The following is a 26190-nucleotide window of genomic DNA, read 5'->3' as shown; positions in this document are numbered from 1 at the left end:
GTGTACGCCCCGGTCCTTCGGGTAGGCCGACGTACATGACACATCCGGTGGTCCGACAGCAGTGACAGCGGGGTACGCGGACAGCTCAGACGACGGAGGGTGGACGAACCGCGGGAGGCAGGTGCGGCAGGTCGCCGACGCCGTGGAGAGCCTGGTGGCCTGCTGGCTCGCGGCGGCGGAGGAGGCCTCTCCCCGGCTGCCCGCCCGGCAGCTGCACGCCCTGCGGACGGTCCGGGGCCGCCCGGAGCTGAACCTGACGGCCCTGGCCGAGCACCTCGGCGTCGGCCTGCCCACGGCGAGCCGCCTCTGCGACCGGCTGGAGGCGGCGGGGCTGCTCGAGCGGACCGCGCAGCCGCACAGCCGGCGTGAGGTGCGGCTCGTGCTGACCGCCTACGGCCACCGCGTCCTCGCGGACGTGGCCGAGCGCGGGGTCCGGCGGCTCACGCCGGTGTTCGAGGCCATGACGCCGGCCCAGTGCGCCGCTCTGGAGCACGGACTGTCCGCCTTCCACCAGGCCCGCACGGCGACGGACTCGCCGGCGTCCTGCCGGGGGCCCGCCGCTCCGGACGGCTGACCGCCCTGCTCACGCCCCGCCGCGGGCGTCGCCGACCCGGCTGCCCACCCGGCCGGCGGTACGGTCGTCGACCCGGGTGCCGGCGTGGCCGTCAACCTGGCCGCCGACCCGGGTGTCGATGTGACTGTCGATGTGACTGTCGATGTGGCACAGCAGCAGACAGACGTCGTCGTCGCGTTCGGAGTCGCTCAGCATCGGCTCCAGGATGCGCTCGGCCGCCCCGTCCAGGTCCGCGTCCAGCTCCTCGGCACGGAACGTGCCGAGCGCCGCCGCCAGCCGGTCGATCCCCGGGTCTATGCCCTGCGCCCGCCGCTCGACCAGGCCGTCGGTGTAGAGCGCCAGCGTGGAGCCGGGTTCCAGCGGCGCCGTGTGGTCGGCGATCTCCTGGTGCAAGGGGATGCCGAGCATCGCCCCCGGCTTGGCGTCCAGGGTGCGCACCCGCCCGTCCGGGCCGCGCAGCACGGGCGGCGGATGACCCGCGGCCGCCCACGTCAGCACGGGTTCGCCGGGCCGGAAGCGGGCGATCACGGCCGTCGCGTACAGATCGGGCTGGAGGTGGTGCAGAAAGGTGTGCAGCCGGGTCAGCAGTTCGCCGGGACTGCCCCCGTCGACGGCGTAGGCGCGCAGCGCGGTGCGCAGCTGGCTCATCATCACCGCCGCGTGCAGCCCGTGCCCGGTCACGTCGCCGACGACGGTGATCAGGCTGCCGTCGGGCTGCCGGAAGGCGTCGTACCAGTCGCCGCCGATGTTCAGCCCGTACGTGGCCGGCAGATAGCGGGCCGCCAGCCGCAGCCCCCCGCCGGCGGGCAGTTCCGTCAGCAGGGCGCGCTGCAGGGTCTCGGCGATGTCCCGGTTGTGCTCGAAGCGGCGGGCGTTGTCGAGCGCGCCGCCCGCCCGCCGGGTGAGCTCCACGAGCATGACGGCGTCGTCGGGGTTCCAGCGCTCGCCGGGCGGGGTCAGCGTCAGCACGCCCAGCGGCGCCCGGCGCGTCGGCAACGGCACACACAGCAGGGGCCGGGACGGATGCAGCGCCGACGCCGGCTGGTCGTCCACCCCGGGCAGACCGCCGGGACGGGCGGCCGCGTACTGGGGCCGCCCCGTGCGGGCCGCGATCACCGCGGCCGCGGGGCGCGGAGCGGACGTCCCCCGCTCGTCCTCTGCGTCGAACAGCCACACGTCGACCGTGCGGGCGTACTCGGGCACCAGCAGCTCGGGCAGCCGGCGGACGATCTCCTCGTGGTTGAGGGAGGCTGTGAGCGCCGCGCTGGCGTCGGCGAGGAACGTCAGCCTGCGGCGGGCGTCCTCCGCCTCCCGGCGTGCGGCCCGTTCCGCCGCGAACGCCTCGCGCTGGGCCCGCCCGGCGGCGTCCAGGTCGGCGTGCAGCGCCAGGACGCCCTGGTTGGTCTGGTGCAGCTCCTCCCGGTGGAAGGCGACGAGCTCCTCCTGCTCGGCGAGCCTGTCCAGCACGAGCGCGGTGTCCTCGTCCGCGCCGAGCAGTGCCTCCGACAAGGCGGTGACGTCGCCCGCCACCGGATCGGTGACGGGGGCCGCGGCCGGCTCCGGGCAAGGCGCGGTGAACCGCCACGGCGGTTCGTCGTCGGCGGCCGAGGCGGCGACCTCGACGTGCAGTGACCCCCCGGCCGCGGTCAGCCCGAGCCGCCAGAGGCCGCCCTTGGTCAGACACCGGCGCAGCCGCGCGCTGAGCGCGACCGACAGCCGGGTGCGGTCCAGCGGGGCCACGCCGTACGCGGCGGCCACCCGGGCGACGGCGATACGCGCGCGTGCCGCGTCGTCGACGGCGGCGATCTGCCAGCTGCGCTTCATGGACGGTCCGAGGGGCTGGGGGACAGGACGGCCACGGCGGTGTCGTCCCGAACGGGGCGGGCGGAACTGCCGGCGTCGCGCACCGTCACGGCGGCCGTGAGCGCGGGGTCGGCGGACAGCAGACGGTGGTCGGCGGGCGGCGTCCAGCGACTGGGCAGCCCGTCGCTGTGCAGCACGAGCAGCCGGTCCGCGGCCCAGTCGGCCTCCGTCTCCGGCAGGGTGGTGGGCCGGTGGACGCCGACTATGCCCGGCCGGGAGACCAGATGCCGCCAGGAGTCGCCCTCGCGCAGTCGCGCCCCGATGTTGCCGATGCCGGCGAAGCGCAGCCGCCCGGCGCGCAGGTCGAGCCGGGCCACGCCGACCGCCGCGCCCCGTGTGCCGCGCAGCGCGCCGTCCAGGCGGCGCAGCAGCTCGGCCGGCGGGAGGTGGGCGCTGCGCCGCACCTCCGCGACCGCCGCGGCGGAGGCGCGGGCCGCCTCGGGACCGTGTCCCAGGCCGTCGGCCATCATCAGCGTCAGCAGGTCGCCGTCCCGCACGCAGGTCCAGGCGTCCCCGGAGCAATCGCCGCCCCGGAAGGGGATGTTGACCCCGCCGGCCCGCACCGCGGCGGGGGAGTGCGGGGACGAGGCGTCGGCCGGGCCGTGACGGTCGGTGGAGACCGCGGCGTTGCCGATCCGGGCCAGCGCGACGGTCCCGCGGCCCGGGACGCTGTGCAGGTCGAAGTCGTCCGACACCCGTCGGCAGGTGCCCAGCCCCGCGCCCAGGGAGCCCGCGGTGGAGAACCCGTCGCCGAGCGCGGCCGGGACGTCGGACATGCCGGGGCCGTGGTCGACGGCGACGATCTGCACCAGCAGGGCTTCGGAGCGTCCGCCCGGTGCGGCGACCGCCTCCACGAGCAGCTGCCCGCCCCGCGCGTGCTTGAGCAGGTTGGTCGCCAGTTCGGTGGCGACCAGCGCTGCGTCGGCGGTGCGCGGCCCGTCCAGTCCGGCCAGCGCCGCCGCGTCCTCCGCGGCCACCCGGGCGTCGCGCACCCGCGTCGAGTCGTGCACCGGAACGTCCCACACGCGCGTCATCGGGGCTGCTCCTCCCGCGGCCGGGGCGGGCGGACCGCCCAGGACGTCACGGTGACCGTGGTGCCGGCCCCGGGCGCGCTGTCGATGGCGAAGTCGTGCACCAGCCGGCGCGCGCCGCCCAGGCCCATCCCCAGCCCCTCGCCCGAGGTGAATCCGTCGCTGAGGGCCTGGTCCAGGTCGGCGATGCCCGGCCCGCGGTCGGTGAACGTCAGCCGCAGCCCCCGTGCCGCCCGTCCGTCCGACACCTCCCGGGCCTCCATCTCGCCGCCACCGCCGTAGACCAGCGTGTTGCGGGCCAGTTCGCTGGCCGCGGTGACCAGTTTGGTCTGCTCCACCAGACCGAAGCCGAGCGCCGACGCCGCTTGGCGCACATGCTGCCGTACCCACACCAGGTCCAGGTCCGAACGGATCGGCAGGCGGGCGTCGACGCCCGCGGACGTCCCGCTCACCGAGGCTCCCGGCGCGGGTCGTCCGGCGACGCCGTGAGCATCTCCATGGCGGCTTCGGTGCTCAGCGCCGTCCGCAGCCCCGGCAGCGTCAGCCCCAGCTCCACCAGCGTGATCGCCACCGCGGGACGTATGCCGGCCACCACGGTCCGGGCGGCCAGCAGCCGTGCGCCCGCCGCGATCTCCGCCAGCACACGCCCCAGGAACGAGTCGACGATCTCCACACCGGAGATGTCGATGACCACGCCGGTCACCCGGCTGCGGACGATCGACTCCGCGACGTCCTGTTGGAGCTGCTCCGCCGCTCCGTCGTGCAGGTCGCCCTGAAGGGTGACCAGCAGGACGTCGCCGAGCCGCAGCACCGGCACATGGGCGGTGCCCGCGCGGGAGGGGTCGTGGTTCACCGGGTACCCGCACCGCCGGACCCGGCGGGCACGATGCCGGCGCCCAGCCGGTGGAGGGCGTACGCCAGGGCGTCGGCGAGGTTCGACCGGGTGACCACGGGCAGGTCCAGACCGAGGTGCACGATCGTCTGCGCGATGGCGGGCCGGATGCCCGAGACGACGCACTCCGCGCCCATCAGCCGTACGGCGGCGACCGTCTTCATCAGGTGCTGCGCGACCAGCGAGTCGACGGTCGGCACCCCGGTGATGTCCAGGATCGCGAACCGCGCCTGCTGGTCGACGACCGACTCCAGCAGCGTCTCCATCACGACCTGGCTGCGCGCGCTGTCGAGCGTCCCGATCAGTGGCACGGCGACGATGCCGTCCCACAGCCGGATGACCGGCGTGGCGACCTCCGTCAGTTGCAGCTGCTGCCGGTCGATGAGCGCCTGGCCCTCCGTCAGCGAGGTCTCCAGGACCACCAGCCGCAGGGTGCCCATCAGTGCGGTCAGGGTCGTCGCGCATTCCCTGAGGTGCTCGGCGGGCGCCTCCGCCAGCTCGGTGACCAGGAGGTTCACCGCGGGCGTGCGCAGGGCGTCCACCTCGCGGGAGATCTGCGCGTTGCTGAGCCCGGCGCGCGCCCGGGCGGCCGCCATCCGGGCCAACTGCTCGCGTACCGGCGTGAATCCGGCGCTGTCGGTGTCCTCCACCCGGCCGGAGACGGCCACCCGGGCGAGCGCGTCGACGACGCCGCGGCCCGCCTCCACCGCCTCGTCCCGCGAGACCGTGAACACGACGCGGAACAGCGTCTCGTCGGCCCAGCGCTGGGCGATCTGCTCGCGGCGACGGCTCAGGAACGCCCCCACCTCCGTCACGGGCACCGCCCGTTCGGCCGGCTGCTCCGCCGCCGTCTGTTCTTCCGGCATCTCTCTCACTCCTCGTCCGCGTCGTGCCGCTGCGGCCCCGGCGGTGGCGAGGGGACCGTGCCGTGCCCCTCGCCGGGCGACAGCCGTGAGCCGGGACGGCCGGACGACGACGGGGACGGCTGCCCGAACCAGTCGAGACACACGACCAGCGCGTCGTCGTCCGGCTCGGGTCTGCCCCGGTGGCCGGCCAGCGCACGCAGCACCGCGCCCGGCACGTCCGCGGCCGGCAGCAGCGCCGCCGACGCCACCGCCCGGGCGAGCGCGTGCTCGCCGTACGCCTCGCCGCCCGGTGCGACGACCGCGTGCACCCCGTCGCTGACGAAGAGCAGCCGGTCACCGGGCAGCAGGGTGAGCTCCTGGGCCACGTAGTCGGTCTCCTCGAACATGCCCAGCGGAAGCTGCGCGTCCAGGTCGACCCGGGTCAGCGCCCGGTCGCGCACCAGCAGCAGGTGCGGCGAACCCGCGTCGACGACCCGCATGCGCCCGGTGGACAGCTCGATGTCCACCAGGAGCACCGACAGATGGGCCTCGCCCCCGTAGTGGGCGTGGATCGCCTGGTCCGCCAGGGCCGCCTGGTCCGCGATCGGGACACCGGCCCGGCGCGCGTTGCGCAGCGCGTTGATGCCGAGGCTGGTCAGCAGCGACGCCTCGATGCCCTCGCCCATCCCGTCGGTGACGCACACCGTCAGACGGTCGTCGTCGGCCGCCCAGTCGAAGTTGTCGCCGAACACGGCGTAGGCGGGCTGCAGTTGGGCGCCCAGCGCGTACTCGTCCCGGGCACAGGACCGGGCCGGGAGCAACTCCCACTGGATCTCGGCCGCCAGCGTCAGCCGGTCCTTGCGGCGCGCACGCCGGTAGGCGTCGGTGTCGCGCTCGGCGACGACGATCTCGTGCCCCAGCAGCTGCGCCACCTCGGCGAGCTCGGTGAGCCGCTCCCGGGCCTGGGTCCCGGGCAGCGTGACCGACAGGACGCCCAGCCGGTCGCCGCGCACGGTCACGGGCAGGTGCGCGAGGACGAGTCCGTCGCCGAGTTCCTCGAGGTGCGGTTCCTGGGCGCCGAAGGCGCGGCCGGGCGCGCTGCCGTGGACGGCGGCCGGCGCCGGGTCGCCCGTGCCCCCCGCGCCGCCGAACGGCACGGGCAGCAGCACCGTCAGTCCGTAGTCGGCCAGCCGGAGTTCGACCGCTTCCGCCGCGTAGTGGCCGCGCAGCACCTCGCGCAGCGCGTCGGGCAGCCGATGCGGTGCCGCGGAGCGCAGGGCGCGTCCGGCGGCGACGAGTCTGTTCACGCGGCCGGTCCCGTCGTCGCCCCGCGTCGGGTGCGGGCTGACAGTCGCCTCGATCCCTGCGAGAGTGTCACCGTGATGTCCTCCTCCTCGCGTCCGCAGCCCCACCAGGTGGCGCGTGTGACCTCACAGGCGTCCGAGCTGCTGGAAGTCCTGTGGGGCCGCGCCTCCACGGCACCGGTCTCCGCGTCCCAGCTGCGTGTGATGTTCATCCTGGAGCACCACGAAGGGATCAACCTGCGCACGCTCGCCGACTCCCTCGGGTCCACACCGCCGTCCACCAGCCGCCTGTGCGACCGGCTGCAGGCCGTCGGCTTCGTCGAACGCCGGGCCGCCGCCGGCAGCCGCCGGGAGCTGGAGCTGGGCCTGAGCCGTCGCGGGCGCGCCTTCCTCGCCGACCTCAGGTCGCGCCGGGAGGCGGCGCTGAAGGGGGTGCTGGAACAGATGCCGGCGGTGCAGCGCACCGCGCTGCTGAGGGGGCTGGAGGCGTTCTGCGCGGCCGCGGCCTCGCAGATCCACGACTCCGACGCCGCTGACGCCCGTACCGCCTGACGGTGTCCCCGCGTGCTCGGGTGCGCCCACAGGCACATCGGTGATCCCTCCCGCATCTGTCTCGCTCACTCTGTTGCCTCGCGCGGACAGTTGTCAAATGACAACTGTCGGACACAGTCGTCCGCACCTGCGTTTTTCCCGAGGCGCCGCGCAGGCCGAGCCCGCCCGCCCGCCCGCCGACGACGGCCGTCAGTCCCCCGGGGTCTCCGGGGCCCGCTGACGGTCGATGAGCTCCAGGGCCTCGTCCGCCTTCTCCGATATGGGCACCGTGATGCTGACCCCGGTCAGCTCCAGCACACGGCGCACGGCCGGCCTCGGATTGATCACGTGCACGCTGCCCGGCAGGTTCCGGGCCTCCTGGTAGACCCGCAGGATGATGTTCATCCCGGACGAGTCCATGAACGGGACCTCGGAGAGGTCGATGAGGAAGTGCCGTCGCCCGTGATGGAGCTGGTTGGCCAGATGGGCCTGGAACTCGGTGGCGGTGTCGAGATCCAGGTGGCCCTCCACCGTGACCAGGGCGACGTCCTCACGAGGCAGCGTGACCTCGACGGACAGGGGGTTCTGGGCGATGGACACGTGTTCCTCCGAAAGCTGGCGGTCGGGGCGTCTACCCCGGCGGGCGACTTCGATGCGCCGGGGCGGTGGGCCGGTGCGGGCGGGCGCGCGGGAATGTTCCCCATCGTCCTGTCCTGCCCCTTTCCACCCGCGGATCCCCGGCCTGTCGGTGCGCACAGCCGGATACCCCCGAACCCCGACCTCATGCATCACCCCGCCCGGCCGCCACCGCGGGCGCCCTACCGCAGGCGGATGCCCACGATGCAGGTGTCGTCGTCCGTGTCGGACCTGCTGTAGGTGAGCAGCCGGTCCAGCTGCTGGTCGAGGGTCGGCGGCACCGTGCGGGCCTGGACCAGCAGCTGCGTCAGCGACTCCTCCACGGACCGGTCGCGCCGCTCGATGAGACCGTCGGTGTACATCAGCAGGGTGTCGTCCACGGCCAGCTGGACCTCCTCCTCCTCGTACACCGTCTCCGGCACGGCGCCCAGCAGCATCCCCCTCAGCAGGGGAAGCGGCGCCGCCTGGGTCTCCCGCACCAGCACCGGCGGCAGATGCCCCGCCCTGGCCCAGCGCAGGGTGTGCCGGGCGGGGTCGTACAGACCGCACACCGCCGTGGCCGTGATCGAGCCCGTCAGATGGTGGGCGACGATGTTGAGCCACGACAGCAGCTGCCCCGGCCCCGCCCCGGTCACCGCCAGCCCGCGCAGCGCGTTGCGCAGCACCACCATGCTGGTGGCCGCCTCGATGCCGTGCCCGGCCACGTCGCCCACGCACAGCATCACCAGGCCGGAGGGCAGCACGACGGCGTCGTACCAGTCGCCTCCCACCAGGTGCTCCTCCTCGGCCGGCCGGTAGCGGACGGCCACCTGGAGGCCGGGGGCCTCCAGCGGGGCCCGGGTGGGCGGCATGATGGCGTGCTGGAGCTGGAGGGCCAGCCTGCTGCGCTCGCTGGCGTGCTGCTCGGTCTGCGCCAGCTGGTCGCGGGTGGCGGCCAGCGCCACCTCCGTCCAGTGCTGCGACGAGATGTCCTGGTAGGCCCCACGGACGGCGACCAGCCGGCCGTCGGTGTCCAGCACCGGCTCGGCGACGATCCGCATGTGCCGGGTCACCCCGTCCGGCCGTTGCAGCCGGAAGGCGGCGGAGGCCGGACGGCGGCGGTGCAGCAGCGTGCGCAGCAGACGGCCGACGATCACCGCGTCGTCGGGGTGCGTGTGCGCCGACAGTTCCTCCAGCCGTACCGGAGGGCTCGTCAGGGGCCGCCCGTACAGGGCGAACAGCTGCCCGTTCCAGGTGGTCTCGCCGGTGAGCAGGTCCTCCTCGAAACCGCCGATGCGGCCGAGGCGCTGGGCGTTCTGCAACAGACTCGCCAGCCGCGCCGCCTCGTCCTCGATCCGCCAGATCAGCAGCACGCACGCGCCGTGCCGGCTGATGCTGAGGTCCGCGACGGCCGCCAGCGGCACCTCGCCGACCAGCGCGGTCAGACTCATCCGGCGGGCCCGGAACGGCTCGCCCGTGGCGTGCACGCGCTCGATGCGCTGGAAGAGGTCACCGCCGCCGGCGGCCATCGGATAGGCCTCCAGCAGCAGCGCGCCGTTGATCACCGCCCGGGGCCGCCCCGCCGGGTCGAGAAAGCGGTCGTTGACGTGCTGGATGCGGAAGTCGAGGAGCTTGCCCCCGGCGTCGACGTGCGGCACCAGGACCAGGGCTGGGTCGTGCAGCCCGTCCGTCAGGTCCATCAGCTCCGACGCGTCCGGCAGCACGACCGGCTGCCGGCCGGGACCGCCCACGTGCACGTACGACTGGAGCGTGTGCGCGCACAGCTCCGCCAGCGCCTCCACCTGGCGCATCACCTGGGGCGGCTGCGGGGGCAGCGGGGCCGGCCAGGCGATCTCCAGAATCCCGTGGACGCGTCCGGCGGTCGCGGCGGGCACCGCGACCCGCCCTCCGCCGGGGTGCAGCTGACGACCCACCGTGGGCAGCCCGGTCCCGCCGAGCGACCCGATCCACTGGGCCGACCCCTCGGCGAGCGCGTGCCGGGCCACGGTCGCCACGTCCGGCGGCACATACCGCCAGCGGTCGGCCTCGCCCGGGGAGAACCCGGCGCTGCCCGCCAGCGTCAGCGAGCCGTCGGAGCCCACCGCCCAGATCGCCACCGCCACCGCGCCCAGCGGCTCCAGCGCGTGCTGGAGCAGGGAGTCGGCGACCGCCTGGGTGTCGTGGGCCGCCGCCAGCGCTCCGCTCTCCGCGGCCCGCAGCCGCACGGCGGCCGACCGCTGCGCAGCGTCCTCCGTTTCCGTGACGGCGGCCAGGAAGGCCTCGGTGACCTCGGACACCCGGTCCTTGGCCGCCTGGTTGATGACGTCCACCGCGAACTCCAGCGGAGTCGTCCCGGCCTGCTCGGCGAGATCGGACAGCTGCTGCGCCGCCTCGGCCGGTCCGCAGCCGAGGCGCTCCACGAGGATGCCCTTGGCGAGTTCGACCAGGGCCCGCCCGTCCGCCTCGGCCTGAGCCGCCCGCACCTCCCGGCGCAGCCGGTCCACGGTGGCGGCGAGTCGCCCCACCGGCGAGGGCGGGCCGCCCTCCGCCCGCGCGTCCGCCTCCGGCGGGCCCGCGTCCTCCTCGGACACGAGCCGGTTCCCGGCCTGCGGGGCGGGGCCCCCCGGCGCGGCGGCCGGTACGGGCAGGGACCGGGCGTCGCCGGGTTCTGTCGGCTGGGCGGGAATGGTCACGGTGTACGGACTCCTCGGCTGGGAACGCCTGGGCGCGGGTGGGGCAGGACGTCCTCAGACGGTCAGCCAGCGCCGGACGCAGGCCATGAGGTCATGGGTGTCGACGGGCTTGGTGACGTAGTCGCTGGCCCCCGAGGCGAGGCTTTTCTCCCGGTCTCCCGGCATCGCCTTGGCGGTCACCGCGACGATCGGCAGCTCGGCGTACTCGGGCATACGGCGGATCTCGGCCGTGGCCGTGTACCCGTCCATCTCCGGCATCATCACGTCCATCAGCACCAGCGCGATCTCCGGGTTGTTGCGCAGCGTGTCGATCCCCTCGCGGCCGTTCTCGGCGTGCAGCACCCGGACGCCGTGCAGCTCCAGGATCCCGCTGAGCGCGAACAGGTTGCGCGCGTCGTCGTCGACGACGAGGACCGTGCGGCCCACGACGGCGTCGTCGACCGGGGGCGGCCCCTCGGGCTGCGGGTCGTCCGGGCGGACCAGCGCCAGCACGTCCCCCGGCTGCTCGGCGGAGAGATGCAGGGTGATGCGCTCGCGCAGCTCGTCCAGGCTGGACAGGAACTCCATCGGCTTGCCCGCCGCACGGGACTGCAGGCTCCGCTCCTGGGCGAGGTCCGCGCGGTGCCCGCTGTGCACGAGCACCGGCACACCGGTCAGCGCCGAGTCGTCGTGCAGGGCCTCCAGGAACCGGGACGCCTCCGCGTCGGGCATGCCCAGTTCCAGGACGACGCAGTGGCAGGGCTCCGCAGCCAGCGCGCCCGCCGCCTCGTGCGCCCCGACCGCGGTGACGATGTCCACCGGGGCCGCCGACGTGCCGTCCTCCCGGCCGCGCGCCATGTCCGCGACGACGGACTCGGCCACCAGGGTCAGCAGACCGCGGGGCCGCTCCTCCACCACCAGCAGCCGGCGCGGACGCCGCCCGGGAGGACCGAGCGCCACCGGCACGCCCGGGGCGTCGAGCGGGATCGCCGCGGGCGGCTCGCCGAGGATCCGCTCCGCCGGCCGGCCGCCGTCGATGACCTCCTTGAAGTCCCGTCGCGCCACCGGCAGATAGAGCGTGAACGTGCTGCCGCGCCCCGGCGTGCTGTCGACCGTGACCGCGCCGCCGAGCAGATGGGCGATCTCCCGGGTGATGGACAGCCCCAGGCCCGTGCCGCCGTACTTGCGGCTGGTGGTGCCGTCCGCCTGCTGGAAGGCGCCGAAGATGGTCTCCAGCTGCTGCTCCGGGATGCCGATGCCGGTGTCCTTCACCCGGAACGCCACCACCGTGCCTCCGCGCACCACCCCGCCCGGCACCTCGTCGTCGGAAGCCGGCTCGATGCGCAGCTCCACACCGCCCTGCTCGGTGAACTTCACCGCGTTGGACAGCAGGTTGCGCAGTACCTGCCGCAGCCGCGAGTCGTCGGTCAGCAGGTCCGCGGGGGCGCCGGCGGCCGTGTCGATGGTGAACTCGAGGCTCTTCTGCGACGTCATCGGCCGGAACGTGGCCTCGACGTACTCGATGAGCTGCCGCAGCGAGACCCGCTCCGGCGAGACGTCCATCTTGCCGGCCTCGACCTTCGACAGGTCCAGGATGTCGTTGATCAGCTGCAGCAGGTCCGAGCCGGCCGAGTGGATGATGCCCGCGTACTCGACCTGCTTCGGGGTGAGGTTGCGCGAGGGGTTCTGCGCCAGCAACTGGGCCAGGATCAGCAGGCTGTTGAGCGGGGTGCGCAGCTCGTGGCTCATGTTGGCCAGGAACTCCGACTTGTACTTCGAGGCCAGGGACAGCTGCTGCGCCCGCGCTTCGAGCTCCTGCCGGGCCTGCTCGATCTGCAGGTTCTTCGCCTCGATGTCGCGGTTCTGCGCCACCAGCAGGGAGGCCTTCTCCTCCAGTTCGGCGTTGGAGTGCTGCAGTTCCTCCTGCTGCGACTGCAACTCGGCCGAGCGGGCCTGCAGTTCGGCGGTGAGCCGCTGCGACTCGTCGAGCAGCTCGTCGGTACGGGCGTTCGCCACGATGGTGTTGACGTTGACGCCGATCGTCACCCGCAGCTGCTCCAGGAAGTCCACGTGCGTCTGCGTGAAGGCGGTGACCGACGCCAGCTCGATGACCCCGAGCACCTGCCCCTCGAAGACGATGGGCAGCAGGAGCAGGGCGCTGGGCTCGACCTCGCCGAGGCCCGAGGAGACGGTGACGTAGCCGGGCGGCAGCTCGTCCACGGTGATCGTACGGCGGCTGCGGGCGGCCTGCCCCACCAGGGAGCGGCCGAAGGGGATGCGGGTGGGACGGGTGTCGTCGGCGGGGTAGCCGTAGGCGCCCACGAGCCGCAGCTCGGGCCCCTCGGGGCCGTCCTCGGCGAGGTGGAAGGCGCCGAACTGGGCGGACACCAGCGGCACCAGCTCGTCCATGATCAGCTCGGCGACCACGGGCAGGTCGCGGTGGCCCTGCATGAGACCCGAGATGCGCGCGAGGTTGGTCTTGAGCCAGTCCTGTTCCTGGTTGGCCCGGGTGGTCTCGCGCAGGGACTCCACCATCGAGTTGATGTTGTCCTTGAGGTCGGCCACCTCGCCGGAGGCCACCACGGTGATCGACCGGGTGAGGTCGCCCTCCGCCACGGCGCTGGTGACCTCGGCGATCGCGCGGACCTGCCGGGTCAGGTTCCCGGCCAGCTCGTTGACGTTCTCGGTGAGGCGCTTCCAGGTGCCCGAGACGCCCTCCACCTCGGCCTGGCCGCCGAGGCGTCCTTCGGTGCCGACCTCGCGGGCGACGCGGGTGACCTCGTCGGCGAAGGCGGAGAGCTGGTCGACCATGGTGTTGATAGTCGTCTTGAGCTCGAGGATCTCGCCGCGGGCGTCGACGTCGATCTTCTTCGACAGGTCGCCGCGGGCCACGGCGGTGGTCACCAGCGCGATGTTGCGGACCTGGCCGGTGAGGTTGTTGGCCATCGAGTTGACGTTGTCGGTGAGGTCCTTCCAGGTGCCGGCCACGTTCGGCACCTGCGCCTGACCGCCGAGGCGTCCTTCGGTGCCGACCTCGCGGGCGACACGCGTCACCTCGTCGGCGAACGCGGACAGCGTGTCCACCATGGTGTTGATGACGTCCGCGAGGGCCGCGACCTCGCCCTTGGCCTCGACGGTGATCTTCTGCGACAGGTCGCCGCGGGCCACGGCGGTGGCGACCTGGGCGATGGAGCGCACCTGGCCCGTCAGGTTGGACGCCATCACGTTGACGTTGTCGGTGAGGTCCTTCCACGTGCCGGACACCCCGCGGACCGTGGCCTGCCCGCCCAGGTTGCCCGCCGTACCGACCTCGCGGGCGACGCGGGTGACCTCGTCGGCGAACGCGGAGAGCTGGTCGACCATGGTGTTGATGGTGTTCTTGAGTTCCAGGATCTCGCCGCGGGCGTCGACGGTGATCTTCTGGGAGAGGTCGCCCTTGGCCACCGCGGTCGCCACCTGGGCGACGTTGCGGACCTGGTTGGTGAGGTTTCCCGCCATGAAGTTGACGGAGTCGGTGAGGTCCCGCCAGGTGCCCTTGACCCCCTTGACGTCGGCCTGGCCGCCGAGGCGTCCCTCGGTGCCGACCTCGCGGGCGACGCGGGTGACCTCGTCGGCGAACGCGGAGAGCTGGTCGACCATGGTGTTGATGGTGTTCTTGAGTTCCAGGATCTCGCCGCGGGCGTCGACGGTGATCTTCTGGGAGAGGTCGCCCTTGGCCACCGCGGTCGTCACCTGGGCGACGTTGCGGACCTGGTTGGTGAGGTTTCCCGCCATGAAGTTGACCGAATCGGTGAGGTCCCGCCACACCCCGGCGACCCCGGGCACCTGTGCCTGGCCGCCGAGGCGCCCCTCGGTGCCGACCTCGCGGGCGACGCGGGTGACCTCGTCGGCGAACGCGGAGAGCTGGTCGACCATCGTGTTGACGGTCTCCTTCAGCTGCAGGATCTCGCCCCGGGCCGGCACGTCGATCTTCTGGGAGAGATCGCCCTTCGCGACCGCCGTCGCCACCTGGGCGATGTCCCGCACCTGGGTGGTGAGGTTGCCCGCCATGGCGTTCACGGAGTCCGTCAGATCCGCCCACGTCCCGGAAACCCCGGGGACCTCCGCCTGACCGCCGAGGGTGCCCTCGGTGCCCACCTCACGGGCCACCCGGGTCACCTCGGAGGTGAAGACCGACAGCTGGTCGACCATGCCGTTGAAGACGGTGGCGATGTCGCCCATGAGACCGTCGCCGTCGGTGGGCAGCCGGGTGCCGAAGTCCCCGTCCCGTACGGCCGTCAGGCCGGCCAGGAGCTGGCGAAGCTCGTGGTCGCCGGGAACCGTGTCCGGCGACTCGGTCGCGTTGCTGGTCATGCGTACCCTCGTTCCGCTCCCCAGGAGCCCCCGGGCGGGGACTCGGAACCGGGTCGCCCGGGTGGACGGCCCCGCATGTCGCGCCTGTGTTTCCGCAGTTCACGGAAGTGTGCGATGAGAGAAATCCGCCGCAGGCTAACCCACGGAAGCGGGCGGAAACAAAGCCTCATGTCACGTCGTGCACACAGGAATTCCCGAAGACGCACACCATGCATACATGACGGAAAGGCGGGTACCCGACACAGTTTCACCCGGGACGGCGACCCTGCCGTCCCGGGTGATCCCGGTGTGTCGGACCCGGCTCCACCGGGTCCGACTCAGGCGACCTCGGCCCCCAGCAGTCCGGTCCGCAGCCTGTGCACCGTGCGGCTGATCAACCGCGACACGTGCATCTGCGAGATGCCGAGCTCCCGGCCGATCTCCGCCTGCGTGCGCTCCTCGACGAACCGCAGATGGATGATCCGCCGTTCCCGGTCGTCCAGTCCGGCGATGAGCGGCGCCAGCGAGTGGAAGTCCTCCACCAGCTCCAGGGCCGGCTCCTCCGCGCCGATGAAGTCGGCCAGCGCCGACTCGCCGTCCACGCCGCCGTCGAAGGTCAGGGCCGCGTCCAGGGAGGCGGAGGTGTAGCAGTTGGAGGCCTTGCGCGCCTCGATGACCTCCTCCTCGGACAGCGACATCAGCTGCGACAGCTCACGCGTGGTGGGCATGCGGCCCAGTCGCGTCTGCAACTCCTCGGTGGCCTTCGCCAGTTCGACCCGGGCCTCCTGGAGGCGGCGGGGCACGTGCACCGCCCAGCTGGTGTCGCGGAAGAAACGCTTGATCTCACCGACGATGTACGGGACGGCGAAGGACGTGAACTCGACCTCACGGGTGAGTTCGAACCGGTCGATGGCCTTGATCAGTCCGATCGTGCCGACCTGGACGATGTCCTCCATCGCGTCGCCCCGGCCGCGGAAGCGGGAGGCCGCGTACCGCACGAGCGACAGGTTCATCTCGATCAGGGTGTTGCGCACGTACTGGTATTCGTGGGTGCCTTCCTCCACGACGGCCAGCCGGTCGAAGAAGCGGCGGGAGAGCTCCCGTGCGTCCCGGGGGCTCACCCGGGTCGGCATGTCGATGAACGGAACCCCTTCGTGCGGGTCGCCGGCGCCCGCACGCTCTGCCGTGGCCGTCGCTGCCTGTGCCGTCACGGCGTCCATGCCGTTCACTCCGTTCGTCGGGGCGGTCGATGACGGGAGTCCGTCTGCCCCCGGTCCGGCCGTGCATGCCGAGACGTTCCGCACAGTCGTCCGGGGCGGCCGACGCCGTCCCCCGCCACGCTCCGCAACCGGCCGCCAGGCCCCCGAATGCGGCCGCGACGGCAGGGTAGCCGCTGCTCGGGAACGCGAGAAGGGAGCAGTGTGACCATCGACGCAATCTGGTCGTACCCGCCGGGCAGCGGGCATGCCGAGGGACAGGACCTGACCGGCTACGCCGTCACGACGGCCGACGGCACGCTCGGGCACGTGGAACGAGAGGCGGACCCGCACGGCATGCGGCACCTGGTCGTCGACACGGGGGTGTGGCTGTTCGGCAGGAGCGCCGTCGTCCCGGTCGGCGTGGTGAGCGGGGTCGACGCGGAGGCCGGGCAGATATCCCTCGCCTGCACCGGGGACGAGGTCAAGGAGGCGCCCCGCTTCCACACCGACAGCGAGACGACCGACCCCGGGTACCTCACCGCCGTGGGCGACCACTACCGGCGGCAGGTCCCGCGGGGAACGACGCCCGCGTGAGGGAGGACGAACTCGCGTCCGCGCGGCCGACCCGGGCCCGGGCCCGGCACGGGGCGCAGGTGCAAGCGCCGGTGACGACCGCCGCCGCTGCCCGGGCCCACGCCCGGGCGGTGGCGGAGGCCGGCTGGGACCCCGCGACGCGGCCGGCGCACGAGACGGACATGATCGACCTGCTGCTGGTCGTCTCCGAACTGGTGACCAACGCCCTGCGGCACGGCGGCGGACTCGCCGGGTTCGAGGCGGTGTCCGGCCCCGACGGGATCCGGCTGGCGGTGCGCGACCACAGCGACGAGGTCCCGTCAGGCGCCTGCGGGCCCGCCCCGCCGCCGTCCGGCCGGGCCACCGGCGGCTACGGATGGCCGCTGGTGCTCCGGCTGGCCCGAGAGGTCGACATCGAGAAGGAGCCGGCGGGCGGCAAGACGATCAGGGTGTTCATGCCGGTCCGCACGGCCGGCGAGCCGCTCTGACGGCCGGCGGGACCCGCGGGGGCGGCGGCCTCACCAGGGCAGGAAGACGTGGACGTCCTTGCCCTCACCCCGGCCCGCCTCGTTCGGCACCACGCTGACCTGACTGCACAGCGTGTCCACCAGGTACCAGCCGATGCCCCCGCCGCCGGTGTCGGGATGAAAGGGCCGCGGGGTCGGCGGCGTGCTGTTGGTGTCGTGCACCGTGACGTGCACCCCGTCGAACGTGCGCCGCAGCTGCACCTCGAAGGGACCCGGCGCGTACTGGACGGCGTTGGCCGCCAGCTCCGTGACGATCAGCACGATGTCGTGCCAGCACTCCGACGCCGTGGGCGGCGAGGCCCGCGCCAGCTCCCGGAGGAACTCCTCCGTGGCCAGACGCGCACCCGTCACGTCCTGCGGTTCACCCGTGAAGCGGACCGTACGGCCCGGAATCGCCCAGGAGGACAATGCGTCATTACCCCGCGGTTCGGCTGCCATGTCGTCAGTGCGGCCCCGCGCGTCCGGGGGCCGTCGTCCTTTCTCGTACGGCTCTCTGGCGTCGCCCTCTCTGGGTTCCCGAGGACTCTCAGGCTACGCGTCCGGTTTCCGGCGGCATGAGGGCCCGGGCACAGCGGGAGCGGCGCGGCCCTCCGGCCGCGCGGTGCGGCCGCCCGGCCCGGCTCACCGGAAGACGTCGTCCGCGTCGTCCCAGCTCAGGACCTCCTCCTGCGGGCTCTGCCGGGGCAGCCGGGCCCGCGCCTGGTACATCGCCTCGATCTCCGCCGCGTAGTGCGCCACGATCGAGTCGCGGCGCAGTTTCATCGAGGGCGTCAGCAGCCCGTTGGCCTGGTCGAACGGCTGCGGCAGGATGCGGAACGCCCGGATCGACTCCGAGCGCGACACCGAGCTGTTGGCGGCGGCCACGGCCCGCCCGATCTCCTCGCGCAGGGCGTTCTCCTCGCGTGCCTCCCGGCTCTGCGGGTCGCCGTGCAGCGCCAGACTTCTGCGCCAGTGCGCCAGGAAGTCGGGGTCCAGCGTGATCAGCGCGCCCACGCACGGCCGGTTGTCGCCCACCACCACCGCCTGGTGCACCAGCGGATGCATGCGCAGCCGCTGCTCCAGCGCCGTCGGCGCCACGCTCTTGCCGCTGCTGGTGATGATGACGTCCTTCTTGCGGCCGTTGATCGTGAGGTAGCCGTCGGAGTCCAGGAAACCGAGGTCGCCGGTGGCCAGCCAGCCGCCCGCCAGGGCGGCCCGCGTCGCGGCGTCGTCGTTGACGTAGCCCTGGAACACCGACGGGCCGCGCACCAGGATCTCCCCGTCGTTGGCCACCCGGACGTCCATGCCCGGCAGGGGCTGTCCGACGGTGCCCGATTTCTCCCGGCCGAGCGGCTGCATGGTGATCCCGCCGGCGGTCTCCGTGAGGCCGTACCCGTCGTGCACGTAGATGCCGATGCCCTCGTAGAACAGCGAGAGGTCCCGGTGCAGCGGGGAGCCGCCCGACGTGGCACGGTGGACCCGGCCGCCGAGCGCGGCCCGGAGCCTGCGGTACACCGTCCGTTCGAACAGGGCGTGCTGGAGCCGCAGGTCGAGGCCGGGCCCGGAGCCGCGGCCCAGCCGCTGCCGTTCGACGGCGGCCGCGAAGTCGCGTGCCGTCTCCGCCGCCCGCTCGAACAGAGCGCCGCGCCCCGCCTCCTGGGCCGCCCGCAGGAAGTTCTTGTAGATCTTCTCGAACACCGAGGGGACGGCGTACAGATACGTCGGACGGAAGGTGCGCAGCGACTCCGCGAGCGCGTCCGCGCCTATGTCGGGCTGGTGGCCCATCACGATGCCGCCGCGCAGACACAGCCCCTGGATCATCAGCCCGTACACGTGGGAGAACGGCAGGAAGGCCAGCACGCTGGCCTGTCGGCCCGCGGGCGCGGCCGTGTGCCCCCAGCCGGCCAGCAGGGTGTCGCAGGGGCTGGCCAGGCTGCGGTGGCTCAGCGCGCAGCCCAGTGCCCGGCCCGAGGTGCCGGAAGTGTAGGCGATCACCGCGGTCGAGTCGGGCAGCACGATCCTGCGCAGCGAGTTGACCGTGGTGACGGACACCGGCTCGCCGCGCCGGGTGAGGTCCTCCAAGGCCCCGGCGTCCAACTGCCACACGTGCCGCAGCGCCGGCAGGGCCGCGCACACCGATCCCACGGTCATCAGGCTCTGTTCGTCCTCGACGACCACGCCGACGCAGTCGGCGTCCCGCAGGATCCACTCGACCTGCTCGCGTGAGGACGTCGGATAGACGGGGACGACCTCGGCGCCCACCGCCCACAGGGCGTGGCACAGCACGGTCCACTCGTACCGGGTGCGTGCCATGATCGCGACGCGGTGTCCGGGGGAGATGCCGGACGCCACGAACCCCTTGGCCAGATCGACGACCTCGTCCCGAAGTTCGACGGCGGTCACCTCCTCCCAGGCGCCGGAGGCGGCGTCCGTACGGCGGGAGAGCACCGGAAGGGTAGGGGTACGGGCGGCGGTGTCGAAGACGGTGTCGGCGAGGCCCCCGGTCAGGGGAGGGGCGGCCGGGGGAGCGAGAGCGAAGTCGCGCATGCGCTGCTCCTGACGTGTACGGGCTGTGACTCCGCCGACGGGAACTGTTATCGACGGTGGTCGAATCTAGCCCAGGTGAGACCGCTTGTGGCCGGGAACGAATATGTAATCCGCGTTGATGATCTCGCCCGCCCGAGGCGCGGACCGTCCGCCCGAGGCGCCCGCCGGAGCCGCGCCGTCCGGTTGCGCTCGCGGACGCGCTCAGGCCTGGGTCTGGCGCACACAGGCGGCGACCACCTCGCGCAGGCTGCCCGTGCGCCCGAACACCTCGCGCTGGACGTGCGCGCCGTTGCCCCGCCGCAGCAGCTCGCCGCACGCGGCGCGGGCCCGCTCCAGGTCCCCGGCGTCCGCCAGCGCGTCCTCCACATGCGCCAGCAGGGCCCCGACGACCGTCTCGGCGGGAGCGCGCCGCATGGTCGCCGGATGCAGGAGGTCCCCCGCCAGCCCCGAGCGGGCCGCCCGCCAGCCGGCCAGCCGCAGCAGGCTCACACTGTGGTCCACCGGCTCCCGGCCGGTCTCCAGGTCCCGGGCGGCCGTCTCGACGAGCCCGCGCACCAGGGTGGCGACGAGCACCGCCGTGTCCGCGTGCAGACAGACGTCCGACACGCGCACCTCCACCGTCGGATAGCGCGCCGACAGGCGGGCGTCGAAATAGACCATGCCCTCGTCGAGGATGGTGCCCGTGGCCACCATGTCCGCGACCCGCCGGTGGTAGCGCTCCGCCGACCCGAACAGCTCGGTCGGACCGGCCGACGGCCAGCGCTGCCACACCCGGCTGCGGTAGCTGCTGTATCCCGTCTCCCGGCCCTGCCAGAAGGGCGAGTTGGCGCTCAGCGCCATCAGCACCGACAGCCAGGGACGGATGCGGTCGACGACCGCGACGCCCTCCTCGTCCGAGCCGACGGACACATGGACATGGCAGCCGCACACCATCTGCTCCTGCGTGGCGATGCCGAACTGCTCCGCCATCCACTGGTAGCGCCGGTTCATGCTGACCGAGGGGCGCACCGGCAGCGGCGACGTGGCCAGCGCCGCGACCGCGCACCCGGTTTCCCGGGCGTGCCGGGCCGCCTCACCGCGTATCCGCACGATCTCCGCGCCGAGGTCGTCCATCCCCGACTGCGGGTGAGTGGCGAACTCGAGCATCTGGCTGTGCAGTTCCTTCTCGAAGACGTCGTCCCTGCCGTCCTCGCACCGCGCGGCGCGGGCGAGGACGGCGGCGGACAGAGCCCGCGGTTCGCCGGTGTCCGGGTCGACCAGGAGGAGTTCCTCCTCCACTCCCACGGTGCGCACGCGACGTCAGCCCTTCTCTGGTGGGTGGTACGCACCCGACTGCCCCGTCAGGCCCCGTTCACACGGACGACGGAGCCATCCAGACCGTCGCCAGCGGGGGGAGCGTCAGCCTGAGCTCCCCGTCGCGCGCGGCGACGGCGTCGGGCAGGCCGACGCCGCTGCCGCCGTAGCGCTCGGCGTCGGTGTTGAGCACCTCGCGCCAGGCCGGGACGCCGGCGGGGACGGCGAGACGGTAGTCGTGGCGCACCACCGGGGAGAAGTTGCTGACGGCCAGGAGCGGGGCGCCCTGCGCGTCGTGCCGAAGGAACGCGAAGACGTTGTCCTCCGCGGCGTCTCCCAGCACCCACCGGAATCCGGCGGGGTCGGTGTCGCGCTCCCAGAGCGCGGGAGTGGCCCGGTATACGGCGTTGAGGTCGCGCACCAGGTCCTGCACGCCCCGGTGGTCGCCCGCCGACGCGTACCCGGCGTCGAGCAGCCACCACTCGGGGCCGTGCGCCTCGGACCACTCCGCGCCCTGCGCGAACTCCTGCCCCATGAAGAGGAGCTGCTTGCCCGGATGCGCCCACATGAAGCCCAGGTAAGCACGGTGGTTGGCACGCCGCTGCCACCAGTCGCCCGGCATCTTGGAGACCAGCGCCTGCTTGCCGTGGACCACCTCGTCGTGCGAGATGGGCAGCACGTAGTTCTCGCTGTAGGCGTACACCATCGAGAAGGTCATCTCGTTGTGGTGGTACTTGCGGTGCACCGGCTCCTTGCCGATGTACTGCAGCGAGTCGTGCATCCAGCCCATGTTCCACTTCAGACCGAAGCCCAGACCGCCGCTGTCCGTGGGCCGGGTCACGCCGTCCCAGGCGGTGGACTCCTCGGCGATCGTCACGACGCCCGGGTTGCGGCGGTACACCGTCGCGTTCATCTCCTGCAGGAACGCCATGGCGGCCAGGTCCTCGCGGCCGCCGAACACGTTGGGCGTCCACTGCCCGGAGTCGCGCGAGTAGTCCAGGTAGAGCATGGAGGCGACGGCGTCCACCCGCAGGCCGTCGATGTGGAACTCCTCGCACCAGTACGTGGCGTTCGCCACCAGGAAGTTGCGCACCTCGATCCGGCCGAAGTCGAACTCGTACGTCCCCCAGTCCGGATGCTCGGCCCGCCGCGAGTCGCCGGGCTCGTACAGCGGCTCCCCGTCGAACCGGCCGAGTGCCCAGTCGTCCTTGGGGAAGTGCGCCGGCACCCAGTCCACGATCACGCCGATGCCGGCCCGGTGCAGCGCGTCCACCAGGTACTTGAAGTCGTCCGGGGTGCCGAGCCGGGCGGTGGGCGCGTAGAAGCCGGTGACCTGGTAGCCCCAGGAACCCGAGAACGGATGCTGGGCGACCGGCATCAGCTCCACATGTGTGAAGCCGAGGTCGCGGACGTACGCGGGAAGCTGCTCCGCCAGCTCCCGGTACGTCAGGCCCGGCCGCCAGGACGGCAGATGGACCTCGTACACGGAGAACGGGGCGACGTGCACCGGGACGTCGCCCCGGTGCGCCATCCAGTCCCCGTCCCCGTCCGACCACTCGTAGTGCGAGGCGTGCACGATCGACGCCGTGTCCGGCGGCACCTCGGCGCGCCGGGCCATCGGGTCCGCCTTGAGGAACCGGTCGCCGTGCCGCGACGTGATCTCGAACTTGTACCGGGCGCCCTCGCCGACCCCCGGCAGGAACAGCTCCCACACCCCGGACGCGCCGAGCGACCGCATCGGGAAGGCAGTCCCGTCCCAGAAGCAGAAGTCCCCCGCGACCCGCACCCCTTGCGCGTTGGGCGCCCATACGGTGAACCGGGTGCCGAGCACCCCCTGGTGGGCCATCGGCTCGGCACCGAGCGCCTTCCACAGCTCCTCGTGCCGCCCCTCCCGGATCAGATGCAGATCGAGGTCGCCCAGAGCCGGCAGGAACCGGTAGGGATCGTCCACCTTGTGCTCGGCGCCCTGGTACGACACCAGCAGCGTGTACGCGGGCACCGCGTCCAGCGGCAGCACGACCGCGAACAGGCCGTCGCCCTCCGAGACCAGCGGGGTGGGATCGCCGTCGATCACCACGCTCACGGCGTCGGCGAAGGGCCGCAGCGTCCGGAAGAGGACCCCGCCCGGCACCGGGTGCGCGCCGAGCAGCGCGTGCGGATCGTGGTGGGCGCCGGAGAGCAGCCGTCCGCGGTCGCCCGCGTCGAGCGCGGGCGCCGTACGCGGGCGGGGGCCGGCCGACTCGGGCGGAGAGGTGTCACGCAGGGCCACAGGGGTCAGCCTCCTCGGACGGCGAGTCGCTCGATCGCCGCCATGGGTACGGGCAGCCAGTCGGGACGGTTACGGGCCTCGTACAGCACTTCGTACACGGCCCGGTCCGTCTCGTAGGCACGCAGCAGGGCATGTTTCTTCCGGGGGTCCCAGCCCGCGCGGGCCGCATAGCCCGCGCAGTAGGCCTCCCGGCAACGCCGCGCCCACTCCGGCCGCCACGGGCGGCGCTGGCGGGCGGCGTAGTCGAAGGAGCGCAGCATTCCGGCGATGTCCCGGACCGGCGAGTGGGCGCTGCGCCGCTCGGCCAGCGGACGGGAGGGCTCGCCCTCGAAGTCGATGACGAACCAGTCGCGTCCGGCGCGCAGGACCTGACCGAGGTGCAGGTCGCCGTGGATGCGCTGGGCGGGCGGACCCGCGTCGCACGCCGAGAGCGCGTCGAACGCGGTGGTGAGGCCCGGCACGAACGGCCGCAGCGCCGGCACGTGGTGCGCGGCCGTCGCCAGCCGTTCGGTCATCGCGGCCGCCGTGCGCCCGTCCTCCGCGTCCGGCCCGGCCGGAAGGGCCGCGGCGAGCGCCAGGTGGACGTCCGCCGTGGCCCGCCCCAGCTCCTCGGCCTCCGCGGTGAAGTCCTCGCCGCGGGAGAGCGCGCGCAGCGCCAGCGTCCAGCCGTCCGAGGCGTCGGGCAGGAACGGCTGCAGCACGCCGAGCGTCGCCTCCTGCGGATGGGTCGTCCGGAACCAGGCCACGGGGGCGGGCACCCGCCCGCACCCCTGCCCGGCCAGCGCGACCGGCACCTCCAGATCGGGGTTCACCCCGGGCTGGATGCGCCGGAAGATCTTCAGGATGAACGCGTCCCCGTACACCAGGGAGGTGTTGGACTGCTCGGCCTCGAGCAGTCGCGGCGCGAGCCCGGGGGGCAGCGACACGGCAGGTTCCGACTCGAAGGACAACGGGCCGAGCGTGCCGGGGTGCCGCATCCGCTCCAGGAGGAGATGCGCCGAGCGCGGGTCCTGGAGTGCGTCATGGACGGTCAGCCCGGCCAGCGGACCCTCCTCCACCCTGCCGATCAGCGCGCGCCCGAGCCGCGGCGACAGATGCTCCTGGAGGCCGAGGAGCAACTGGTAGCAGTCGCCGGCCGGGGGAGTGCCCCCGGGAGTCGGGACGCCCGACTGGCCGGCGTGCACGAGCAGATGCAGACAGCCCGGATACAGCTCGGTCATCGACAGCATGCGCAGGTCGGTGATCGGGCGGTCCTTGCCGGCGAACCAGCGCTGCCGGGGCAGCCACTCGCGCAGCAGCGCGCCGAGCGGGCCCGCGGAGCGGACACCGCTCGCGGTGCCCGGGCGCAGGGGTGCGGTCTTCGCGGTCTTCGTCACGGTGACCCATCCTTTCCTCGGCGCACGCTCACGGGCGGCGGCCGGTCCGGGACGCGGCTCTGGTGAGCCGGAACCAGTAGAAGCCGTGGCCGGCGAGGGTGAGCAGGTAGGGGAGTTCGCCGACGGGCGGGAAGCGGACGGTGCCGAAAAGTTCGACGGGGTAGCGGCCGTGGAAGCGGCTGAGGTCGAGTTCGGTGGGCTGGGCGAAGCGGGAGAAGTTGTGGACGCACAGGACGAGGTCGTCCTCGTGTTCGCGCAGGAAGGCGAGGACGGCGGGGTTGGAGGAGGGGAGTTCGGTGTAGGTGCCGAGGCCGAAGGCGGGGTTCTGTTTGCGGATCTCGATCATGCGGCGGGTCCAGTGCAGGAGCGAGGAGGGCGACGACATGGACGCCTCGACGTTGGTGACCTGGTAGCCGTAGACGGGGTCCATGATGGTGGGCAGGGAGAGCCGGCCGGGGTCGCAGGAGGAGAATCCGGCGTTGCGGTCGGGCGTCCATTGCATGGGGGTGCGGACGGCGTCGCGGTCGCCGAGCCAGATGTTGTCGCCCATGCCGATCTCGTCGCCGTAGTAGAGGATCGGGGAGCCGGGCAGGGAGAGCAGGAGTGCGGTGAAGAGCTCGATCTGGTTGCGGTCGTTGTCGAGGAGGGGTGCGAGGCGGCGGCGGATGCCGATGTTGGCGCGCATACGCGGGTCTTTGGCGTATTCGGCGTACATGTAGTCGCGTTCTTCGTCGGTGACCATTTCGAGGGTGAGCTCGTCGTGGTTGCGCAGGAAGATGCCCCATTGGCAGCTGGCGGGGATGGCGGGGGTCTTGGCGAGGATCTCGGAGACGGGGTAGCGGGATTCGCGGCGGACGGCCATGAAGATGCGGGGCATGACGGGGAAGTGGAATGCCATGTGGCATTCGTCGCCGCCGGAGGTGTAGTCGCCGAAGTAGTCGACGACGTCCTCGGGCCATTGGTTGGCCTCGGCCAGGATCACCGTGTCCGGATAGTGCGCGTCGACCTCTTTGCGGACCCGCTTCAGGAATTGGTGGGTCGCGGGCAGGTTCTCGCAGTTGGTGCCGTCGGCCGCGTAGAGATAGGGCACCGCGTCGAGGCGGAAGCCGTCGATCCCGAGGTCCAGCCAGAACCGCAGCGCGGCCAGGATCTCTTCCTGGACGGCGGGGTTCTCGTAGTTGAGGTCGGGCTGGTGGGAGAAGAAGCGGTGGAAGAAGTACTGCTTGCGGACGGGGTCGAAGGTCCAGTTGGAGACTTCGGTGTCGACGAAGATGATGCGGGCGTCGGGGTACTGCTTGTCGTCGTCGGCCCACATGTAGTAGTCGCCGTAGGGTCCGTCGGGGTTGTTCCTGGACTCCTGGAACCACGGGTGCTGGTCGCTGGTGTGGTTCATGACGAAGTCGATGATGACGCGCATGCCGCGTTGGTGGGCGGCGTCGACGAATTCGACGAAGTCGGCGAGGTCGCCGAATTCCGGGAGGACGGCGGTGTAGTCGGAGACGTCGTAGCCGCCGTCGCGCAGCGGTGATTTGAAGAAGGGGGGGAGCCAGAGGCAGTCGACTCCGAGCCATTGCAGGTAGTCGAGTTTGGCGGTGATGCCTTTGAGGTCGCCGATGCCGTCGCCGTTGCTGTCCTGGAAGGAGCGGACGAGGACCTCGTAGAACACGGCGCGTTTGAACCACTCGGGATCGCGGTCCTTCGCGGGCGTGTCCTCGAAGGTGTCCGGAACGGGAGAGTTGACGGTCATGGCGGTCTGGGGCCTCCGATC

At 72.7% G+C, this 26190-nt stretch carries 20 protein-coding genes; 4 read left to right on the top strand and 16 right to left on the bottom strand.

What is annotated here, in order from left to right; translation table 11 throughout:
* The first annotated feature begins 121 nt into the window (after nt 1–121).
* Nucleotides 122–574: a MarR family winged helix-turn-helix transcriptional regulator gene (locus QF032_RS03030; RefSeq protein ID WP_307054776.1), complete on the top strand. Its 453-nt coding sequence runs from the start codon at nt 122–124 to the stop codon at nt 572–574.
* A gap of 9 nt (nt 575–583) precedes the next feature.
* On the opposite strand, the gene QF032_RS03025 is transcribed toward QF032_RS03030, so the two are convergent.
* From QF032_RS03025 to QF032_RS03000, 6 genes are read right to left on the bottom strand one after another with little or no spacing between them, the layout of a single operon-like run.
* Entirely contained in the window at nt 584–2398 is a 1815-nt protein-coding gene (locus QF032_RS03025) for a PP2C family protein-serine/threonine phosphatase (protein WP_307054774.1), read from the bottom strand.
* Nucleotides 2395–3471, bottom strand: coding sequence for an ATP-binding SpoIIE family protein phosphatase (locus QF032_RS03020; protein ID WP_307039724.1), 1077 nt, complete (start codon nt 3469–3471; stop codon nt 2395–2397). The genes QF032_RS03025 and QF032_RS03020 overlap by 4 nt, the downstream gene beginning before the upstream one ends.
* Nucleotides 3468–3920: an anti-sigma regulatory factor gene (locus QF032_RS03015; RefSeq protein ID WP_307054772.1), complete on the bottom strand. Its 453-nt coding sequence runs from the start codon at nt 3918–3920 to the stop codon at nt 3468–3470. The genes QF032_RS03020 and QF032_RS03015 overlap by 4 nt, the downstream gene beginning before the upstream one ends.
* The gene (locus QF032_RS03010; protein ID WP_307054770.1) at nt 3917–4321 is read right to left on the bottom strand and encodes an STAS domain-containing protein; all 405 of its coding nucleotides are present in this window, start codon (nt 4319–4321) and stop codon (nt 3917–3919) included. Before QF032_RS03010 ends, QF032_RS03015 begins: the two co-directional genes overlap by 4 nt.
* On the bottom strand, nt 4318–5226 hold the full coding sequence (locus QF032_RS03005) for an STAS domain-containing protein (protein WP_307054769.1): 909 nt from the start codon (nt 5224–5226) through the stop codon (nt 4318–4320). Before QF032_RS03005 ends, QF032_RS03010 begins: the two co-directional genes overlap by 4 nt.
* Nucleotides 5227–5231: 5 nt before the next feature.
* Nucleotides 5232–6512, bottom strand: coding sequence for a PP2C family protein-serine/threonine phosphatase (locus tag QF032_RS03000; protein ID WP_307039718.1), 1281 nt, complete (start codon nt 6510–6512; stop codon nt 5232–5234).
* Nucleotides 6513–6587: 75 nt separating this feature from the next.
* Here QF032_RS03000 and QF032_RS02995 point away from each other — a divergent pair, with 75 nt between their 5' ends.
* Nucleotides 6588–7061 carry a MarR family winged helix-turn-helix transcriptional regulator gene (locus QF032_RS02995; protein WP_307039716.1) on the top strand — a complete coding sequence of 158 codons (474 nt, stop codon included), beginning with the start codon at nt 6588–6590 and terminating at the stop codon, nt 7059–7061.
* 189 nt (nt 7062–7250) lie between these two features.
* On the opposite strand, the gene QF032_RS02990 is transcribed toward QF032_RS02995, so the two are convergent.
* The 4 genes from QF032_RS02990 to QF032_RS02975 form a co-directional block, all read right to left on the bottom strand.
* Entirely contained in the window at nt 7251–7640 is a 390-nt protein-coding gene (locus QF032_RS02990) for an STAS domain-containing protein (protein ID WP_306955130.1), read from the bottom strand.
* A gap of 218 nt (nt 7641–7858) precedes the next feature.
* Nucleotides 7859–10246 (bottom strand): SpoIIE family protein phosphatase, encoded by a 2388-nt coding sequence (locus QF032_RS02985; RefSeq protein WP_307049884.1) that lies wholly within the window; start codon nt 10244–10246, stop codon nt 7859–7861.
* A gap of 156 nt (nt 10247–10402) precedes the next feature.
* A complete protein-coding gene (locus QF032_RS02980) occupies nt 10403–14680 on the bottom strand; it encodes a HAMP domain-containing protein (protein ID WP_307054767.1) in 4278 nt (1425 codons plus the stop codon).
* Nucleotides 14681–14997: 317 nt separating this feature from the next.
* Complete coding sequence (locus QF032_RS02975; RefSeq protein WP_373430283.1) at nt 14998–15879, bottom strand: RNA polymerase sigma factor SigF; 882 nt, start codon at nt 15877–15879, stop codon at nt 14998–15000.
* A gap of 201 nt (nt 15880–16080) precedes the next feature.
* Between QF032_RS02975 and QF032_RS02970 the strand changes: the two genes are divergently transcribed.
* Both QF032_RS02970 and QF032_RS02965 read left to right on the top strand, forming a co-directional pair.
* Entirely contained in the window at nt 16081–16452 is a 372-nt protein-coding gene (locus tag QF032_RS02970; RefSeq protein WP_307039712.1) for a PRC-barrel domain containing protein, read from the top strand.
* Nucleotides 16449–16919 carry an ATP-binding protein gene (locus tag QF032_RS02965; RefSeq protein ID WP_307054765.1) on the top strand — a complete coding sequence of 157 codons (471 nt, stop codon included), beginning with the start codon at nt 16449–16451 and terminating at the stop codon, nt 16917–16919. The genes QF032_RS02970 and QF032_RS02965 overlap by 4 nt, the downstream gene beginning before the upstream one ends.
* Nucleotides 16920–16949: 30 nt before the next feature.
* Here the strand turns inward: QF032_RS02965 and QF032_RS02960 are convergent, their stop codons facing one another.
* The 6 genes from QF032_RS02960 to treS form a co-directional block, all read right to left on the bottom strand.
* Entirely contained in the window at nt 16950–17396 is a 447-nt protein-coding gene (locus QF032_RS02960; RefSeq protein ID WP_306955134.1) for an ATP-binding protein, read from the bottom strand.
* 183 nt (nt 17397–17579) lie between these two features.
* The gene (locus tag QF032_RS02955) at nt 17580–19484 is read right to left on the bottom strand and encodes an AMP-dependent synthetase/ligase (protein ID WP_307054763.1); all 1905 of its coding nucleotides are present in this window, start codon (nt 19482–19484) and stop codon (nt 17580–17582) included.
* A 201-nt stretch (nt 19485–19685) separates the two neighbouring features.
* Nucleotides 19686–20777: a glutamate--cysteine ligase 2 gene (locus QF032_RS02950; protein WP_307039704.1), complete on the bottom strand. Its 1092-nt coding sequence runs from the start codon at nt 20775–20777 to the stop codon at nt 19686–19688.
* Nucleotides 20778–20835: 58 nt separating this feature from the next.
* Nucleotides 20836–23046: a 1,4-alpha-glucan branching enzyme gene (glgB, locus tag QF032_RS02945; protein WP_307054761.1), complete on the bottom strand. Its 2211-nt coding sequence runs from the start codon at nt 23044–23046 to the stop codon at nt 20836–20838.
* 5 nt (nt 23047–23051) lie between these two features.
* On the bottom strand, nt 23052–24422 hold the full coding sequence (locus tag QF032_RS02940) for a maltokinase N-terminal cap-like domain-containing protein (protein ID WP_373430282.1): 1371 nt from the start codon (nt 24420–24422) through the stop codon (nt 23052–23054).
* Between the two features lie 28 nt (nt 24423–24450).
* Nucleotides 24451–26169, bottom strand: coding sequence for a maltose alpha-D-glucosyltransferase (gene treS / locus QF032_RS02935; RefSeq protein WP_307039700.1), 1719 nt, complete (start codon nt 26167–26169; stop codon nt 24451–24453).
* Nucleotides 26170–26190: the final 21 nt, after the last annotated feature.

The organism is Streptomyces achromogenes (assembly GCF_030816715.1).
GTDB classification, from domain to species: Bacteria; Actinomycetota; Actinomycetes; order Streptomycetales; family Streptomycetaceae; genus Streptomyces; species Streptomyces achromogenes_A.
This window is presented reverse-complemented; position numbering and strand designations above follow the sequence as displayed.

Excerpts from the sequence above, each read along its gene's own strand:
- treS (WP_307039700.1), bottom strand. The coding sequence starts at position 26,169 with ATGACCGTCAACTCTCCCGTTCCGGACACCTTCGAGGACACGCCCGCG.
- QF032_RS02995 (WP_307039716.1), top strand. The coding sequence starts at position 6,588 with ATGTCCTCCTCCTCGCGTCCGCAGCCCCACCAGGTGGCGCGTGTGACC.
- QF032_RS02955 (WP_307054763.1), bottom strand. The coding sequence starts at position 19,484 with ATGCGCGACTTCGCTCTCGCTCCCCCGGCCGCCCCTCCCCTGACCGGG.
- QF032_RS02960 (WP_306955134.1), bottom strand. The coding sequence starts at position 17,396 with ATGGCAGCCGAACCGCGGGGTAATGACGCATTGTCCTCCTGGGCGATT.
- QF032_RS03025 (WP_307054774.1), bottom strand. The coding sequence starts at position 2,398 with ATGAAGCGCAGCTGGCAGATCGCCGCCGTCGACGACGCGGCACGCGCG.
- QF032_RS03005 (WP_307054769.1), bottom strand. The coding sequence starts at position 5,226 with ATGCCGGAAGAACAGACGGCGGCGGAGCAGCCGGCCGAACGGGCGGTG.
- QF032_RS02980 (WP_307054767.1), bottom strand. The coding sequence starts at position 14,680 with ATGACCAGCAACGCGACCGAGTCGCCGGACACGGTTCCCGGCGACCAC.
- QF032_RS03020 (WP_307039724.1), bottom strand. The coding sequence starts at position 3,471 with ATGACGCGCGTGTGGGACGTTCCGGTGCACGACTCGACGCGGGTGCGC.
- QF032_RS02975 (WP_373430283.1), bottom strand. The coding sequence starts at position 15,879 with ATGGACGCCGTGACGGCACAGGCAGCGACGGCCACGGCAGAGCGTGCG.